Origin of the sequence: Pedobacter sp. GSP4 (assembly GCF_051857575.1) — a bacterium.
Taxonomy (GTDB): Bacteria; Bacteroidota; Bacteroidia; order Sphingobacteriales; family Sphingobacteriaceae; genus Pedobacter.
The window spans coordinates 313,913-329,108 of record NZ_JBPZIR010000003.1 but is presented as its reverse complement, the minus strand read 5'-3'; the positions used below and the strand labels follow the sequence as shown (position 1 = coordinate 329,108).

Below are 15,196 nucleotides of genomic sequence, written 5' to 3'. Positions count from 1 at the left end.
GAGAAATCTAATAAATGATTGAATTAGATTTCTCCGCTACGGTCGAAATGACGGCTCTCGGGCAACGTTGTTTTTTTAAATTACAGCAACAGCCCTGCTACCTCTTCCCAGGTGTTTACCCGTTCATAATCGGTAATTAAAAGGTTGTGCGGCGAAGTGAACAAAAGCGGCCGGCCTTTAAAATTGGCAAAGTTTTTAATCCTATCGTCGATCAGTATATCAACTTCAACAATTTTATTGCCGCAGAACATAATGTGCTGCCAATCGATAAAAGGAAAATGTTCGGCCAGCCAATCGTATTTATCGGTTAAGGAGTTGCGGAATTCCATTGCGGCCGAAACAATGTAAACATCGTATTTTTCCTGCAGCGCTTTAATTACGCGTTGGCTATCGCCAATTACTTCCAGATCGCGAAAAAAGCCGGGTTCGTTAATATATTCAAACCATTTCTGGTTGGCGTGCTGTGGTACATGGTGGTAAATTTCGTTCCCTGCATCTATTTTTAAATCGAGCGGAACACCGTAATCGCGGTTATAAAGTCTAATAAATTTTTCGAGGGCATCGGCAATTACCTCGTCCATATCAATGGCAATTCTCTTCATGCTGTATCTGCAAATATTTCGGCGCAAATATCCTGAAAACAAAGAAATTAAACTATGTTTTTAATTTACAGTATTTTAGTTATCTTTGCAGCCCCGCAGCATGAAGCTCCGGGAACTATGTTGAATACATAAATACGAAAAGAAATGGCAACTAAAATCAGATTGCAAAGATTCGGTAAAAAAGGAAAGCCTTTTTTCCACGTTGTGGTAGCAGATTCTCGCTCTCCACGTGATGGTAAATTTATTGAGCGTTTAGGTTCTTACAACCCAAACACCAATCCTGCAACCATCGAAATTAACTTCGAAAAAACTTTAGCTTGGGTAAACAATGGTGCACAACCAACTGATACAGCCCGTGCTATCCTATCTTACAAAGGTGTTTTATACAAAAAACACTTAGAAGGTGGTGTTAAAAAAGGTGCTTTAACTCAAGAGCAGGCTGACGAGAAATTTACAGCTTGGTTAGATGCTAAAGCAGGTAAAATCTCTGGTAAAACAGAAGGTTTAGCTACTTCTAAAGCAGATGCGCGTAAAGCAGCATTAGCAGCAGAAGCTAAGAAAAAAGAAGAAAGAGCAGCAGCTATCGCAGCTAAAAATGCACCAGTTGCAGAAGAAGTTGTTGAAGAAGAAGTTCCAGCTGTTGAAGCTGAGGCAACTGAAGAAGCTCCTGCAGCAGAAGCTACTAAAGAAGAAGGAGCAGAATAATTTTAATTATCCTGTTTTAAAAAATAGCGTTCCCATTTCCGGAACGCTATTTTTATTAATACCCCCTGCCCCTAAAGGGGGGTGTTAATAATTCCCCTTAGGGGATTTAGGGGGAATTATGAAACACGAAGAAGCATTTTACATAGGTTACGTTACCAAAACAAGGGGATTAAAAGGAGAGGTTCAGGTATTTTTCGAATTTGATGAATACGAACAGCTCGATTTTGATGTTGTTTTTGCAGATATGAACGGAAAACTGGTGCCCTACTTCGTGGCATCGGCAAAGTTACAGGCCAATAAAACAGGCTATTTTAATTTTGATGATGCCGATCATATTGATAAGGTACAGCCCTTATTAAAAAAGAAACTTTACCTCCCAATAGCGCAAATGCCTGAGCGTGATGAATCGGAGTTCTTTTATACCGATTTGAAAGGTTTTATGGCTGTTGATGAAACACTTGGCGAGCTGGGCGAAATTTTAGAGGTAAACGAGTACCCTCAACAGTTTGTAGCCACAGTGCATTATCAGGAAACCGAAATACTTTTTCCGCTAAACGAAGATTTCATAGTAGAAATTGATGATGAAGAAAAGGTTTTAACACTCAATCTTCCAGAGGGTTTGCTTGATGTTTATTTGGCATAATTTCTTTCAATATTTACCATGTTCATTTGATCAATATCCTACTGCTAAAAGTTAAAAGCGGTTTAATTATATTTTGTGAAATGCTTACTTTGCAAAGTAAACCTTCTGTTTGCAACATAGAAAGGAAAGAACAAGATCAATACTTTTAATAAGGGAAAAAAATGAAAAATCTATTAACAATCTCACTATCAATTTTTCTATTATCGGCAACTTCAGTTTATGCGCAAACATCTAAATTTTTTGGGACCTGGGAACTAATGAGACCACCCCTAACTGAAGAAAACAAAAACTTGATTTACCCAATACTTAGGAGTTATGATGAAAAAGGGAACTATACGCAGTTTGCAGTAACTAAGAATGGTACCTTTATTGAAGGCAAGGCAAGTTTTGAGCCCTTAACAGCGGATACAGTGAAAGAAGTAATTAATTTTGCTGCAAATGCGAGCCGCATTGGCAAAACCTTTACTTTTCATTATAAAATTGTAAATAATAATTCGTCACAATTTTTGATAACGGAAGGCAAGAAGAAAATAGTTGATGGCAAAGAAACTGTAGAGTGGCGGGAAGTTTGGAGAAAAGTTGAGGAGTTTAAAGGCAACTAATTTAAAGCCCTTATATTTGCGCATGCGTTTTGATATTATAACCGTTATTCCAGGCCTTTTAGAAAGTCCTTTTGCCCATTCTATTTTGCAAAGGGCCCAAAAAAAAGGCATTGCCGAAATTGTTGTCCATAATTTGAGGGATTATTCTACGCACAAGCAAAAAAGCGTTGATGATTATCAATATGGTGGCGGAAGCGGTATGGTAATGATGATCGAACCATTTGCCAACTGCATTGAGAAACTGCAATCGGAGCGTGAATATGATGAAATTATATTTATGAGCCCTGATGGCATAACACTCAACCAGAGCATCGCGAACGAATTATCCATTAAAAAGAATATCATCATTTTATGTGGTCACTATAAAGGCATAGATCAGCGTATACGCGATATCTATGTTACCCGGGAACTATCAGTTGGCGATTATGTTTTAAGCGGCGGAGAGCTTCCTGCGGCCATTGTGGTGGATGCCGTTGTACGTTTAATTCCCGGTGTTTTGAACGATGAAACCTCTGCCCTATCCGATAGCTTTCAGGGCGAGCTTTTAGATGCACCTGTTTATACCAGGCCAGCTGATTGGCGTGGCCACAAAGTACCCGATGTTTTACTAAGCGGGCATGAGGCAAAAGTGAACGAATGGAGGCACGAACAGGCGCTGGAACGCACCAAGGCCCGCAGGCCCGATCTTTTGGAATAAGAATCCCCTTGTTAATGATCAAGGTAAACCTTACTTTAGGAGAAACGTTCCAAGTTACAACCTTATGCCCAAACAGATCGTTATTTGCGACGACCATTTACTTTTTTTAAATGGCATTTCTGAATTGCTCAAAAATACCGGAAATAAGTATTTAATTACGAAATTTAGCAACGCACACTCGTGTAGGCAGCACCTGATGGAAAATAAAGCAGATGTGTTTATCTGCGATTTAAATATCAATAACTTCGATGGCTTCCTGTTGCTCGAAGAGCTAAAACCACAATTAAAGAACACCAAAACAATCATCCTCACCGCTTACTATGAGGATTTTCTGATTCAGAAGGCGAAAAGAATTGGTGTAAATGCATTCTTAAAAAAAGAAACTACCGCCGAAGAGCTTGTAGATGTAATAGAATCAGGATTAAATAAAGAGTTTTATACCAATAAAAGTTATAAAAAAGATGCTGGGGCCTACAGTAGCATTGATGATCAGATCATCAATAAATTCAGGATTTCTAAGCAGGAAAAGGAAATTATTAGATTGATTATTAAAGGTTTAACCAGTCAGGAAATAGCAGATACCTTATTTATCAGCAAAACAACAGTTACTACTCACCGGAAAAATATCCATAGGAAGCTGGAAATTAGCAACAGCAGTTCGCTTATCAAATTTGCCCATGAGAATAACCTGCTTCATTAGTTTTCTGCTACTGCCTTATTTTTTACATGCGCGGGTAATCAACAAACCGCCAAAGGTTACATCCAGTTATGCTATCGATACCCATTCCGGCTGGCATCTGGCCGATCTGAAACAGCAAAAATTCCTGTCATTTAAAGAAAATGATGATGTTAATATTGGTTACAACAAAGATGCTGCGGTATGGTGCGCCATCAAAGTTAAAAACACAGATCCATCGGAAAGCTTAAAAACATGGCTTTGCTTTAATAATAACCATATTGATAGCCTTACTTTTTACGACGGGGAAATCCTTAAAACAATCGGGGATAGAACTGTTGGCAAAAGCCCTTTTATTGAAACATTGGCGTTTGAGCTGAGTTTAGCGCCCGGCGAGGAAAGGCAGTTGTGGGTTAGGGTAAAGAAACAAACCTCCTACCTCTCTTTTTCCTACAGCCTCGAAAATACCGCATACCTTGAGGCCCGGTCTTCTCAAAAAACTGCTTTGGTTGCCTTTTTTATCGGCATCGTTTTTTTACTCTTAATGATTAACGGCATATTGTTTTTTATGACCGGCAATAGGTTGTACGTATACTATATCGCCTATTCCGTTCTGACCACTTTTTATGTCGCCATCAGCACCAATTTTGCCAAACATGTGCTTTTTCCCGGATTTAGGTTTTTTAGCGAAGGAAGGATTTATACAGGTGCGCTATGGTACATCGCATTAAGTTATTTTTTAAGTTTTTTTTTAAAACTGGCACACAATCAGCCCTTAAAATACCGGGCGATCAACTTTCTCAACGGTATAAATCTGGCAATTTTTTTAATGTCGATGTTCTTTCTGTTTTTCAATAAAGAATTTGATTTTAGGTACTTTTTTATCTTTGGTTATATTGTTTTTCTGATTTCTATCGTAACGCTTTTTTGGGCTTCTTTTACGCATTTAAAAATAGAGCGTACACAGGGCATTTATGCATTGTTTGCATTTGCGCCACAGCTTTTTTGGGGTGCCTGCCTAATTCTAAAAACCTTCGAAATTATTCCAAAATCGCTTGATGATAACTGGATGATGATGATAAGCCTTTACGAGGTGTTTTTGTTCGGCTATGTGCTCTCTAGAAACTACATACAGATTTTCGTCAAGAACAACGAGCTGATGCAGGAGGTAATTGCCGAAAAGGAAACCACGCTTATTGCCATCAGTGAAGTTCAGCTAAGGGAGCGGAGAAATATTGCCAATATTATTCACGACAATGTGGGCAGTAAAATAGCCCATATCCTTCATCTCTTTGATCTGAAAAATGCCGATCTGGCCAAGCAGCGAATGAGTGAGCTTGCAGAAGATATCAGGGAGATTTCTCATAAAATACTGCCTAAGGCGCTTGATGAGGGCGCATTGGAATCGAGCATACGCAGTCAGATCACCAACCTGAACGCGGGTTTTAAAGAGGCTGAAATCGAATTGTTTAATTACGGTTTTCCTGATCGGATAAACGAACCATGGATTTACGATGTATACCTCATTACCCTCGAAGTAATTAATAATGCCATTAAACATGGAAAACCGAAGCTCATCACCATCGAGCTGTATCAATACGATTCGCATTATCATTTTCAGTTTATTGATGATGGGAGCGGTTTCGATACTGGGCACACCAAAAAGGGTTTTGGGCTCGAGAACATGGAGAAGAGGGTAGCGTATTATGGCGGTAGTTTCGAAATCAGCAGTGCAAAAAATCAAGGTACCGTTGTTCAGATCAATATTCCCTCAAAACTTAAAACTTCTCACCATTTTTGTATTTGAAAATATACCCTTTATTGGGTATTTCTCTATGCATTTGTTTACTATAATTTAGGGTAGAAAATTGCCCGTTCTCTAAATTAAGGAATCAAACAAAATCGATATGAAAAATTTAATTGTACTACTTGTATTATTACAGGGATATTTCGCATTTGGTCAAACAAGTTTTGAAAACAAAAAATTAGCCCTTATCAACGATATTTTTTATAAAACAACAAGGCAGGATATCAATTCCTTTATGAAAGATAAGGGTTTCAAAAATGGAGAAGTTGTTGAAGGGGAAGGTGATGTTAAAGAAATATTGCCCTTTAATTCTCAGTTTGATATGATGGAGATCTCGTACGGAAAAGACAATAAAATTTCGAGCATATTATGCATTTTCGCTGGTGCGGTAAATACGGCATTTATTGAAATGGAAATAAAAAATAAAGGCTATAGCGCTAAACTGGTTAAGGAAATAATAGGTGGACAGCCGGTAAATAAGAATGTCTGGAGTAAATCAGGCAATAAGTTCAATTTTGTAACCTATGCCGATGAAAAAGAAAAAATTGGGGTTGTAGGCTATGGTGTGTTTTAAGATAGGGTATTGGGCCAACCTGTTTAATTAAAAAAATGAAACTCAAGGGCGCAGAAAAACATTTTTGGTGGCATTTTAGGCAAATTACCGATTCGAAGAACATTCCGGTAGAATTACCAGGCTTTACGAGTATAGATTCGGAAGTTGACGATGAGTTTATCGCGATGCTGGTGGCAAAAGTTTCGATTATACCCAGCATTTATTTGAAAGAAACCCAAATAACAGATGAAGGTGTAAAATTGATCAGCAATGTGAAGCAGCTAAAAGATTTAACCTTGATGAAGCATGAAAACATTACCAAAGAATGCCTCCCCTACCTCAACAAATTAACCGACCTGGAATACCTGGATGTTTGGAGAACCAAAATCAGGCTGGAAGATCTTGGTGCTTTAACCGACCTTAAAAATTTAAAAGAGCTTTACGTATCGGCCACTGATGATGACGATGAGTCAGATCGGGACGCGATTTTGGAGAAAATAATCAAAGCAGAAGAAACCTTGCCCGGATGCGCCATCCGCACTCATTATGTGTAGCGGAAGAAATAATTTTCGTGAAAATTTGGCGTTTAAATTGGAGGATAAGTGCGATCCTGATGTTTTGGAACATAAGCATTTAGATTCTCTCAATGTGGATTTCTAAAAGATTGTGGAAAAAATAAAAAAGGTTTTTTTAATTCAAAAAAAATCCCTAATATTGCAATCCGAATTTCACGGGTTGAAATATCGATTTAATAGCTTAAAATCATGGATTTAGTAAAATTTGTTGAAGAGCAGGCCATCGCGAAAAAAGATTTTCCTGCGTTCAAGTCTGGCGATACAGTGAGCGTACACTATAAAATTCGCGAAGGTAATAAAGAACGTATTCAAATTTACCAAGGTGTTGTTATACAACGCAACAGTGCAGGTGCTAACGAAACTTTCACAGTTCGTAAAATTAGCAACGGTGTTGGTGTTGAGCGTATTTTCCCTTTTAGTTCTCCAAACATCGAGAAAGTAGAAGTGAATAGCTATGGTAAAGTTCGTAGAGCGAAATTATTCTACTTACGTGCTTTAACTGGTAAAGCTGCTCGTATCAAATCTTTGAGAAAATAATATTCTTTATTATAAGATATAGCCTTCACGATTAATTTCGTGGAGGTTTTTTTGTTTATACCTTTGCTAAATGTTAGATTCTGCTTTTTTCGACCAGGTTTTTTGGGGTAATACTGTAAAAGCCTACTGCCTATTTGGGGGCATTCTTTTTCTGGGCCTCATATTTAAAAGAATTGTATCAAAGCTACTGAGCAAGCTTTTGTTCAAGCTTTTTAGAAACTTCTCCAGTCAATCGCACGATGAGGCTTTTGTTGCACTCCTGCTTAAGCCAATAGAGGTTTTTATCCTTTTCACCACACTTTATCTATCCATTAACCAGCTTAAACACCCCTTAGAGGTTGCTGTTTTTCATTACACCAAATTGGTCGGCAAGGTTAAGGAATCTATCCCTGTAAGTATCGGAGATTGTATAGACCGCATTTTCCTGTTTCTCATTATCCTCTCGTTTTTCTGGATCGTTTTAAGAATAATCGATTTCATCAGTCATGTGCTGCTGTATAAAGCCTCCTTAACCGAAAATAAGGCCGACGATCAGCTTGTGCCCTTTTTAAAGGAGCTGTTTAAAACCATTGTAATTTTTATCGGTTTCTTTACGCTTTTGGGCTTCGTTTTTGAAGTTAATGTTTTAACCCTAATTACAGGTTTGGGTATTGGCGGTATTGCCATTGCGCTGGCGGCTAAAGAGAGTTTAGAGAACCTGATAGGCTCCTTTACCATCTTTTTAGATAAGCCTTTTACCGTTGGCGATCTGGTAAAGGTTGATGGCGTTGAAGGAACTGTAGAAAAGGTTGGTTTTAGAAGTACCAGGATCCGTACATCTGAAAAAACGATGGCTACTATTCCAAACAGGGGGATGATCGATGGTGTGCTCGAAAACCTATCGCTCAGAAATTCGCGTAAGGTATCTTTTATCATTGGCCTTACCTACGAAACCAATTCAGGATCGCTGCGTAAAATTATTAGCGAAATAGAAAGTTATATCAATAACCACCAAGGCACCAGCGATGATGGGAATGCGTCGTTTAAAAGCTTTGGCGATTCGGGATTGAATGTGGAGGTTAACTATTTTGTAACCGTACTCAATTATGCCGAATTCCTTAAAATCAGGCAGGAAATTAACCTAGAGATCATGGATATTGTGATCCGTAATAAATCTGATTTTGCCTACCCTACGCAGCGTTTAATTAGCGATAGGCCGTTGGCAGCAGGTGATAAGGAAGAGGTAGGTAACGATACGACCGATTAAGCCTTAATCGTGATAAAACAAAAAAGCCTGCTTAGTTGATGCTAAACAGGCTTTTTTTATAATTTTATATGGCTTAGCTTAAAGTGGCCAGCGTGGTTATTCCGCCCTTTACAACCTGGTTAAGTTCTACGTTAACCTTTGTGCCTACAGGTAAGAAAACATCTACCCTTGAGCCAAATTTAATGAAACCGAACTGCTCGGTTTGCACTACCTGATCTCCTTCTTTTACATACCATACAATTCTGCGGGCCAAAGCGCCGGCAATTTGACGGAATAAAACGGGAGTACCGTTTTTGTGTTCAACCACAGTTGTGGTACGTTCGTTTTCTGTAGAAGATTTAGGGTTCCAGGCAGCAAGATATTTACCTGGGTGATATTTAAAGAATTTTACCACGCCAGAGATCGGGTTGCGGTTAATGTGAACATTGATCGGCGACATAAAAATCGACACCTGTAAACGTTTATCTTTAAAATATTCGCCTTCTTCCGTTTCTTCAATTACCACTACCTTCCCATCAGCCGGACATATTACCAGATTTTCGCCAGCAGCGAAACTACGGGTCGGATTGCGGAAAAACTGCAGTACGATAATAAACAGCGCAGCTGAAAAGATGTAGATAAACCAGCGCAGCCAGGTTATATCATGGTATTTATAATCAACTACTGCGTTGATCACAAAAATAAACAATATGCTCAAGGCAATAGTGGTGTAGCCTTCCTTATGTATGGTCATTGTGTTCGTAATTATTGGGCAAAGGTGCGAAAAATAAATTAATACAATCTAAAAATTATACCGCAGTTGCTCTATAAATATCGGTCAGGTTTCTGCCAAGGCCATTGTAATCCAGTCCGTAGCCTACAACAAACTCGTTGGGTATTTCAAAGCCCACATATTCAAGCTCTTCTATTTCGTGCTGTAGGGCGCTTGGTTTCAATAAAAGTGTACTTACTTTAATCGATGCTGGTTTCTTTTCTTTAATGGTTTTTAAAATGTGGCTAAGGGTTAGGCCGGTATCTACAATATCTTCTACAACAATAATATCCCTACCTTCAATATTTTCGGGCAATCCTATCAGTTCTTTTACCTTTCCGGTGCTGGCGGTACCCTCGTAAGAAGCTACCCGCATAAAAGCCACTTCGCAGGGCACATTAATTTCTTTAATTAAATCGGCCATAAAAAGAAAACTGCCATTCAATACGCCGATAAATAGCGGACATTTTTTCTCGTAATCTACATTCATCTGGATGCCGAGCAAACGGATTCTTTTGTTTAACGTATCGTTTTCCAAAAAAATCTCGAATTCTTTATCCTCTACCTGTATTTTGTGCATACTGCTTTGTTGTTGTTAGAAAAATGTTTTAATGTTGGAAGGCTGTAATGTTGTTACTGGTCATCGCTTTATTGTTCGATTGTTAGCAGAAATGGTTAATCGTATAAATTAGGTAACGGGTTAACTGTTTTAAGCAACTGTTAATTGTAAACTGTAAACCGGCCTCCCAACCCCAGCTCAAAACTACTGCCCCTGGCTTTTCTCCAGTTCCTTTTGCCTTCTCCGCTCTTCCCTCCGCTCCTGCCTCAACTGTTTTTTCGATTTTGTGGTATCTGTTGGCGTTGTGGTTTGCTTGCTGGAAGTATCTTTTTTAGAACCTCCGCCAAAAATACGGTCAAATAGACTTTTGTTTTTATCCTGCATGATTACCGGTGGCATGCCATCTTCATCATCATCAAAAGCAGCAGTATCAATTACAGCGGTATCAGGCGCCAGGTATTGGCGTAATCCTTCCCTTAAACGAACGTTATAAAAACCATAACCAGAGGTATCGCTAGGTGTTAGTCCCCTTCTGGCCATAATGTTGCCCATAAACCTAAAATAGTTAAACATGTATGGTTTTAAACTTCCATCGGCCATAAATTTGTACATAGATGCTTTTGGCTTGGGTACAATGCTGGCTAAAAACAAGCCATCGCCAATGGTTAAATCGGCTGGTTGCTTGCCAAAGTAATACCTCGAAGCCTCGCCAATACCATAAATGTTCTGGCCGAGTTCCATAATATTAAAATAGACCTCGAGCATCCGGTTTTTACTTACCAAATGGTTGTGCTCAATAAGCCACACAATTAAAATTTCTTCGGCTTTACGGGCCAAGGTTTTTTGACGGCTTAAATAAACGTTTTTAACCAACTGCATGCTAATGGTACTCCCGCCACGTTTAAATTTCTTCTCCTTAAAATTTACGGCAATTGATTTGCGGATGGATTCTTCTACAAAGCCGTTATGCGTAAAAAACGACGGATCTTCGGCCGTTAAAACCGCATTTATAAAGTTTTTAGAGATCGCCGTTAAGGGCGTAAAGTTCGGGTTTGACGGGCCAATGGTAATGTCGCGCATCGGTTTTCCGTACTCGTAAGGTGTGTATATAAAGGGGCTGTTAATTTTTTGAAGGTTGGTTTTGCCCCACTGCAGAATCTTAAAATCAACTGGGGTAAGGGTTGAGCTAAACCTTACGCTATCGGGTACTTTGGTATCCAGATAGAAATTAAGGTTGTATTTTACCTTACCCTGTACCTTTAAGCCTTCTAAAGATTCGAATAAGCCCTGTGGAAAAGCATTTAAAACAGATTGTGCATCTTGTTCCTCCGCATTTAATTTCAGCTCATAAATTTTATTTTTGCCCAGTGTATATTTAACATAGGGATGGATCTGCGCATTTTTTAAATAAGCAGTAGAGGTACTGTCTAAGGCAATGTAGTTAGGCCCGACTAAAATATCGGCATCTAGTTTAGCGCTTTGTACAATAATATCGTTCGATGCAATTCGCGGCTGGTTGATGAGCATATTCTTAACGGACCACGATCCCGAAATCTTATAATCATCGCCGCTATATTTTGCATTTTTAAGCTCAGTTTGCAGCGTATCGAAACTCAGTTTGGCATGCAGTTTATTGTTCAGGTAGGGTAACTCCAGTTTTTTCCCATCGGCATATGCCGTAAAGCTTAATTCTTTGCTGCCTGGATTTACATAGCCATCAACATGCCAGGTAGATTCGCCATTATTTACATTGATCCTCGATTTGAGGTCGCCCCCATCAATGGTAGCTTCCGTTGCGAAGCTTAATCTTGCCGTATCATGGTCGTTAAATTTAAACACCATGTTCTTTACGTCCATATCATCGGGTATTTTATACAGTACCTGATTTAGGATATTGCTGGCAATTTCTGAAAGATTAACCTTGTTTTTGTTCTCCGTGCTGTCTTTTTTCTTTCTTTTTAAGATAAAATCGATGTTTGTAGTCGAATCTTTAAGCACTACACTAACAAAACCATTATTTAACTTTACTTCCGAAAGTTTTACATTGCCAAATATGAGCGGGAATAATTTTACGCCCACGCTAAGTTCGCCAATGTTCGAAAGCGTGTCCCTATCTTTTGGAACCACAGAAATAGCGGTCATTTTTACTGTACTTAAGCCGGTAAAGCCTGCCGATCCAATTTTTACCGATAAACCATAATCTTTATCTGCCTTGGCTATTGCTTTGGCAACCATCTTTTTAAGGAGGGCTTCGCGTTTACTATACGCTACCGCACCCAAACCAATACAAACAACTAAAAAAACACCTAAAACCCAGGCTCCGATTTTTAAATATTTTTTGGGGATCTTAATTTTTGGTATTCGCATATAGTCGTAAAAATGGTTAATTGCTTAAACGTAACAATTAAATGTTTATTTCGTGTTAAAATTACAGTTAAAAAGGCTAAATAAAAGTATTTATGGCTATGTTTTGTTAATTTTGAATTTAAATTAATACGATGCAGATTAGCCCGCAACAAGTTTTAGATGCGCTTAAAAATGTTGAGGATCCCGATCTTAAAAAAGATCTGGTTACCTTGAACATGATAAAAGATTTACAGATCACGGATAACCAGGTCAATTTTACCTTGGAGCTTACTACGCCAGCATGCCCGATGAAGGATATGCTCAAAAATGCCTGCACAAATGCCATTAAGCATTTTGTATCGGCAACGGCAGAAGTAAACATCAATGTAACTTCGAGGGTTACCCAACCAACCAATTCATCATCATTGGATAACATCAAAAACATCATTTTGGTTTCATCAGGAAAAGGCGGTGTCGGAAAATCTACTGTATCGAGCAATCTGGCGGTTGTATTAGCAAAAGATGGTGCCAAAGTTGGTTTGATTGATGCTGATATTTATGGTCCATCAGTACCAACCATGTTTGATCTGGTTGATGCAAAACCTGGTGCAGAGGAAACGGCAGATGGAAAAACCAAAATTTTGCCGATTGAGAAGTATGGCATTAAATTGCTTTCTCTTGGCTTTTTTGCCGATCCGGGACAGCCTGTGCCTTGGCGTGGGCCGATGGCTTCGAATGCGGTAAAGCAGCTTTTTAACGATACGAATTGGGGCGAACTTGATTATCTGATTGTAGATCTTCCACCGGGAACGGGCGATATCCACATTACGATTACGCAGAGTTTCCCGATTTCGGGAGCGGTTGTAGTTACCACACCCCAACAGGTAGCCCTTGCCGATACCCACAAAGGTTTGGCAATGTTCAGGATGCCCGGAATTAATATCCCTATTTTAGGAGTTATTGAAAACATGTCGTATTTTACACCTGCAGAACTGCCAGAAAATAAGTATTACATTTTCGGAAAAGGTGGTGGAACTGAACTGGCGCAGCGTTTTGATGTGCCGTTTTTGGGCGAGATTCCGATTGTTCAAAGCATTTCGGAAGCAGGAGATCAGGGGAAACCCGTGGCTTTAAACCAAAATCCTTTGTTGGATGCTATATTTGGAGACATTGCAAGTAAAATTGCACAACAGATATCCATCAACAATGCGCAAATGGCGAATTGCTAAAAAATTACTATTTTTATACTTTAAAAAACATATAATGAATTTAACAGAGCAAGTAGAACAGGCATTGGAAACTATCAGACCGTATTTGAAGGCTGATGGAGGTGATGTTTCTGTTGAAGAAATTACATCTGACGGAACGGTTAAGCTTAAGCTATTGGGTAACTGTGGTTCTTGTCCTATGAGTTTCATGACCATGAAATCGGGCATTGAGCAGGCTATTATGAAAGCTGTACCACAAATTACATCGGTAGTTGCTGTAAACATGGCCGAGCAAGATTCACTTTAACACTATTTAACAAGGAAGTTTTATTAATAAAATTACTTTTGTCTTAATGAGATATTGTGTTGCCCTAATCTGTTTAATTTTTTCTGTTACCGCTTTTGCACAACAAAAGCCGGCACAGGATAAACTCATCCAGTTTTCTGGGATTATTACCGATATCGATAGTTCAAATGTAATTCCTTACGTTACCATAACCAACCTATCGGCCAAAAGCAAGCGTGTGGCGGCCGATTACAGGGGTTATTTTACTTTTATTGTAAACCCTGGCGATACCATTTTATTTACCGCCATAGGGTATAAAAAGTTTTCCACCGTAATTCCCGAAGGCACACCCGATAGTAAATATACCATTATGGTTAAGTTGAAATCGAATGTGATCGATCTGCCATCGGTACGCGTTTTCCCTTGGGCAACCACCGAAGAATTTACCCGCGAGTTTCTATCGATGAAACTGGCCGATGATGATATGGCCATTGCCAAAAAGAACCTTTCGCGTTCATCTATTGATGGCCTGATCCAAACGCTGCCACGCGATGGACAGGAAATAGGTAGCCAGAATTACCGCTATAATTTTGATAGGATGATCAATAAAAATATGGTGCAAACCAATCCCCTGCTCAATCCTTTCGCTTGGGGTAAGCTAATGCAGCAAATCTTTGACGGGGATAAAAGCCGTACCAATTAATTTAGAATCCTAAGTTCAGTACCTCTCGTCTAATTGGGTTTTTCGTTTGAATGACCATAACAAGCTTCGTTTCTTATACCTCTGCTTATGTGCTTTGTGCTTAAAAAAAGAGCAGATCTAAAGCATTTGTAAAAACTATAAATAAATAAAAATAAATAGTTTTTAACTATAAGGGTTTGTTTCCGCGCTTAAAAATCCCCTCAAAATGTTATGCTCCACCAATAGCGTAACGCGCAGATGTACCGCGTAATTTTATTTTTTTATTTGCATTCGGAATATAATCCTATATATTTACAAAAAACTTTAGGGGTGCCTAGTGCTGAGAAATACCCTTTGAACCTGATGCAGTTAGTACTGCCGAAGGGAAAAGTGAGCGCAATACCATTGCTGTCTTTTCATACTCCGTTACGGGGCAATCGCTATAGTTTTTCCAAATTTTTAACCTATGGAAGTAACTATAAACAACCAACCTTACCTGCTTGATGAAGCCAGTTCCATCGAACTGATGCTTGCTAAAGTTTCTGTTGCCGAAACCACTGGCCTTGCCATTGCGGTAAACCAAACCATTATTCCCAAATCGGGCTGGTCTACACATCCGCTGCAGCAGGGCGATCAGATTATACTCATCAAAGCCACTCAGGGTGGGTAACAAATACTTAAATGGTTGGATTTTGAATAACTGAATGGGATATGTAGTCCG

18 protein-coding genes and 1 riboswitch are annotated in these 15,196 nt (G+C 39.0%); of the genes, 14 read left to right on the top strand and 4 right to left on the bottom strand.

Features of this window, described 5'->3' with window-relative positions; translation table 11 throughout:
* Positions 1-80: 80 nt before the first annotated feature.
* Positions 81-602 (bottom strand): 5' nucleotidase, NT5C type, encoded by a 522-nt coding sequence (locus ACS5PU_RS08610; protein ID WP_439458881.1) that lies wholly within the window; start codon positions 600-602, stop codon positions 81-83.
* A 144-nt stretch (positions 603-746) separates the two neighbouring features.
* Between ACS5PU_RS08610 and ACS5PU_RS08605 the strand changes: the two genes are divergently transcribed.
* The 10 genes from ACS5PU_RS08605 to ACS5PU_RS08560 all read left to right on the top strand — a co-directional run bounded on the left by ACS5PU_RS08605 (position 747) and on the right by ACS5PU_RS08560 (position 8,643).
* Entirely contained in the window at positions 747-1,307 is a 561-nt protein-coding gene (locus ACS5PU_RS08605) for a 30S ribosomal protein S16 (RefSeq protein ID WP_439458880.1), read from the top strand.
* Positions 1,308-1,425: 118 nt separating this feature from the next.
* A complete protein-coding gene (gene rimM, locus ACS5PU_RS08600) occupies positions 1,426-1,950 on the top strand; it encodes a ribosome maturation factor RimM (RefSeq protein WP_439458879.1) in 525 nt (174 codons plus the stop codon).
* Positions 1,951-2,111: 161 nt separating this feature from the next.
* Positions 2,112-2,552 (top strand): hypothetical protein, encoded by a 441-nt coding sequence (locus ACS5PU_RS08595; RefSeq protein ID WP_439458878.1) that lies wholly within the window; start codon positions 2,112-2,114, stop codon positions 2,550-2,552.
* A 22-nt stretch (positions 2,553-2,574) separates the two neighbouring features.
* Positions 2,575-3,249: a tRNA (guanosine(37)-N1)-methyltransferase TrmD gene (gene trmD, locus ACS5PU_RS08590; RefSeq protein ID WP_439458877.1), complete on the top strand. Its 675-nt coding sequence runs from the start codon at positions 2,575-2,577 to the stop codon at positions 3,247-3,249.
* Positions 3,250-3,313: 64 nt separating this feature from the next.
* On the top strand, positions 3,314-3,949 hold the full coding sequence (locus ACS5PU_RS08585; protein WP_439458876.1) for a response regulator transcription factor: 636 nt from the start codon (positions 3,314-3,316) through the stop codon (positions 3,947-3,949).
* Complete coding sequence (locus ACS5PU_RS08580; RefSeq protein WP_439458875.1) at positions 3,927-5,732, top strand: sensor histidine kinase; 1,806 nt, start codon at positions 3,927-3,929, stop codon at positions 5,730-5,732. The genes ACS5PU_RS08585 and ACS5PU_RS08580 overlap by 23 nt, the downstream gene beginning before the upstream one ends.
* A 100-nt stretch (positions 5,733-5,832) precedes the next feature.
* Positions 5,833-6,306, top strand: a complete 474-nt coding sequence (locus ACS5PU_RS08575) for a hypothetical protein (protein WP_439458874.1) — start codon at positions 5,833-5,835, stop codon at positions 6,304-6,306.
* A 35-nt stretch (positions 6,307-6,341) separates the two neighbouring features.
* Positions 6,342-6,839, top strand: coding sequence for a hypothetical protein (locus ACS5PU_RS08570; RefSeq protein ID WP_439458873.1), 498 nt, complete (start codon positions 6,342-6,344; stop codon positions 6,837-6,839).
* 210 nt (positions 6,840-7,049) lie between these two features.
* The gene (gene rplS, locus ACS5PU_RS08565; protein ID WP_047799728.1) at positions 7,050-7,397 is read left to right on the top strand and encodes a 50S ribosomal protein L19; all 348 of its coding nucleotides are present in this window, start codon (positions 7,050-7,052) and stop codon (positions 7,395-7,397) included.
* A 70-nt stretch (positions 7,398-7,467) separates the two neighbouring features.
* Complete coding sequence (locus ACS5PU_RS08560; RefSeq protein WP_439458872.1) at positions 7,468-8,643, top strand: mechanosensitive ion channel family protein; 1,176 nt, start codon at positions 7,468-7,470, stop codon at positions 8,641-8,643.
* Positions 8,644-8,716: 73 nt separating this feature from the next.
* Here the strand turns inward: ACS5PU_RS08560 and ACS5PU_RS08555 are convergent, their stop codons facing one another.
* The 3 genes from ACS5PU_RS08555 to ACS5PU_RS08545 all read right to left on the bottom strand — a co-directional run bounded on the left by ACS5PU_RS08555 (position 8,717) and on the right by ACS5PU_RS08545 (position 12,320).
* Entirely contained in the window at positions 8,717-9,376 is a 660-nt protein-coding gene (locus ACS5PU_RS08555; RefSeq protein ID WP_439458871.1) for a phosphatidylserine decarboxylase family protein, read from the bottom strand.
* A gap of 55 nt (positions 9,377-9,431) precedes the next feature.
* Positions 9,432-9,974 (bottom strand): hypoxanthine phosphoribosyltransferase, encoded by a 543-nt coding sequence (gene hpt, locus ACS5PU_RS08550; RefSeq protein ID WP_439458870.1) that lies wholly within the window; start codon positions 9,972-9,974, stop codon positions 9,432-9,434.
* A 183-nt stretch (positions 9,975-10,157) separates the two neighbouring features.
* Complete coding sequence (locus ACS5PU_RS08545) at positions 10,158-12,320, bottom strand: transglycosylase domain-containing protein (RefSeq protein WP_439458869.1); 2,163 nt, start codon at positions 12,318-12,320, stop codon at positions 10,158-10,160.
* A 131-nt stretch (positions 12,321-12,451) separates the two neighbouring features.
* Here ACS5PU_RS08545 and ACS5PU_RS08540 point away from each other — a divergent pair, with 131 nt between their 5' ends.
* From ACS5PU_RS08540 to thiS, 4 genes are all read left to right on the top strand, one after another.
* On the top strand, positions 12,452-13,528 hold the full coding sequence (locus ACS5PU_RS08540; protein ID WP_439458868.1) for an Mrp/NBP35 family ATP-binding protein: 1,077 nt from the start codon (positions 12,452-12,454) through the stop codon (positions 13,526-13,528).
* Between the two features lie 34 nt (positions 13,529-13,562).
* On the top strand, positions 13,563-13,814 hold the full coding sequence (locus ACS5PU_RS08535; protein WP_439458867.1) for a NifU family protein: 252 nt from the start codon (positions 13,563-13,565) through the stop codon (positions 13,812-13,814).
* A gap of 46 nt (positions 13,815-13,860) precedes the next feature.
* A complete protein-coding gene (locus tag ACS5PU_RS08530; RefSeq protein WP_439458866.1) occupies positions 13,861-14,496 on the top strand; it encodes a hypothetical protein in 636 nt (211 codons plus the stop codon).
* Positions 14,497-14,791: 295 nt separating this feature from the next.
* Positions 14,792-14,879, top strand: a riboswitch (TPP riboswitch).
* A 62-nt stretch (positions 14,880-14,941) separates the two neighbouring features.
* Positions 14,942-15,145 (top strand): sulfur carrier protein ThiS, encoded by a 204-nt coding sequence (gene thiS / locus ACS5PU_RS08525; protein ID WP_439458865.1) that lies wholly within the window; start codon positions 14,942-14,944, stop codon positions 15,143-15,145.
* Positions 15,146-15,196: the final 51 nt, after the last annotated feature.

Coding starts and splice junctions, on each gene's coding strand:
- hpt (WP_439458870.1), bottom strand. CDS start 9,974: ATGCACAAAATACAGGTAGAGGATAAAGAATTCGAGATTTTTTTGGAA.
- thiS (WP_439458865.1), top strand. CDS start 14,942: ATGGAAGTAACTATAAACAACCAACCTTACCTGCTTGATGAAGCCAGT.
- ACS5PU_RS08535 (WP_439458867.1), top strand. CDS start 13,563: ATGAATTTAACAGAGCAAGTAGAACAGGCATTGGAAACTATCAGACCG.
- ACS5PU_RS08610 (WP_439458881.1), bottom strand. CDS start 602: ATGAAGAGAATTGCCATTGATATGGACGAGGTAATTGCCGATGCCCTC.
- ACS5PU_RS08545 (WP_439458869.1), bottom strand. CDS start 12,320: ATGCGAATACCAAAAATTAAGATCCCCAAAAAATATTTAAAAATCGGA.
- ACS5PU_RS08570 (WP_439458873.1), top strand. CDS start 6,342: ATGAAACTCAAGGGCGCAGAAAAACATTTTTGGTGGCATTTTAGGCAA.
- ACS5PU_RS08580 (WP_439458875.1), top strand. CDS start 3,927: ATGAGAATAACCTGCTTCATTAGTTTTCTGCTACTGCCTTATTTTTTA.
- ACS5PU_RS08530 (WP_439458866.1), top strand. CDS start 13,861: ATGAGATATTGTGTTGCCCTAATCTGTTTAATTTTTTCTGTTACCGCT.
- trmD (WP_439458877.1), top strand. CDS start 2,575: ATGCGTTTTGATATTATAACCGTTATTCCAGGCCTTTTAGAAAGTCCT.
- rplS (WP_047799728.1), top strand. CDS start 7,050: ATGGATTTAGTAAAATTTGTTGAAGAGCAGGCCATCGCGAAAAAAGAT.
- ACS5PU_RS08605 (WP_439458880.1), top strand. CDS start 747: ATGGCAACTAAAATCAGATTGCAAAGATTCGGTAAAAAAGGAAAGCCT.
- ACS5PU_RS08575 (WP_439458874.1), top strand. CDS start 5,833: ATGAAAAATTTAATTGTACTACTTGTATTATTACAGGGATATTTCGCA.
- ACS5PU_RS08555 (WP_439458871.1), bottom strand. CDS start 9,376: ATGACCATACATAAGGAAGGCTACACCACTATTGCCTTGAGCATATTG.
- ACS5PU_RS08595 (WP_439458878.1), top strand. CDS start 2,112: ATGAAAAATCTATTAACAATCTCACTATCAATTTTTCTATTATCGGCA.
- rimM (WP_439458879.1), top strand. CDS start 1,426: ATGAAACACGAAGAAGCATTTTACATAGGTTACGTTACCAAAACAAGG.
- ACS5PU_RS08540 (WP_439458868.1), top strand. CDS start 12,452: ATGCAGATTAGCCCGCAACAAGTTTTAGATGCGCTTAAAAATGTTGAG.
- ACS5PU_RS08560 (WP_439458872.1), top strand. CDS start 7,468: ATGTTAGATTCTGCTTTTTTCGACCAGGTTTTTTGGGGTAATACTGTA.
- ACS5PU_RS08585 (WP_439458876.1), top strand. CDS start 3,314: ATGCCCAAACAGATCGTTATTTGCGACGACCATTTACTTTTTTTAAAT.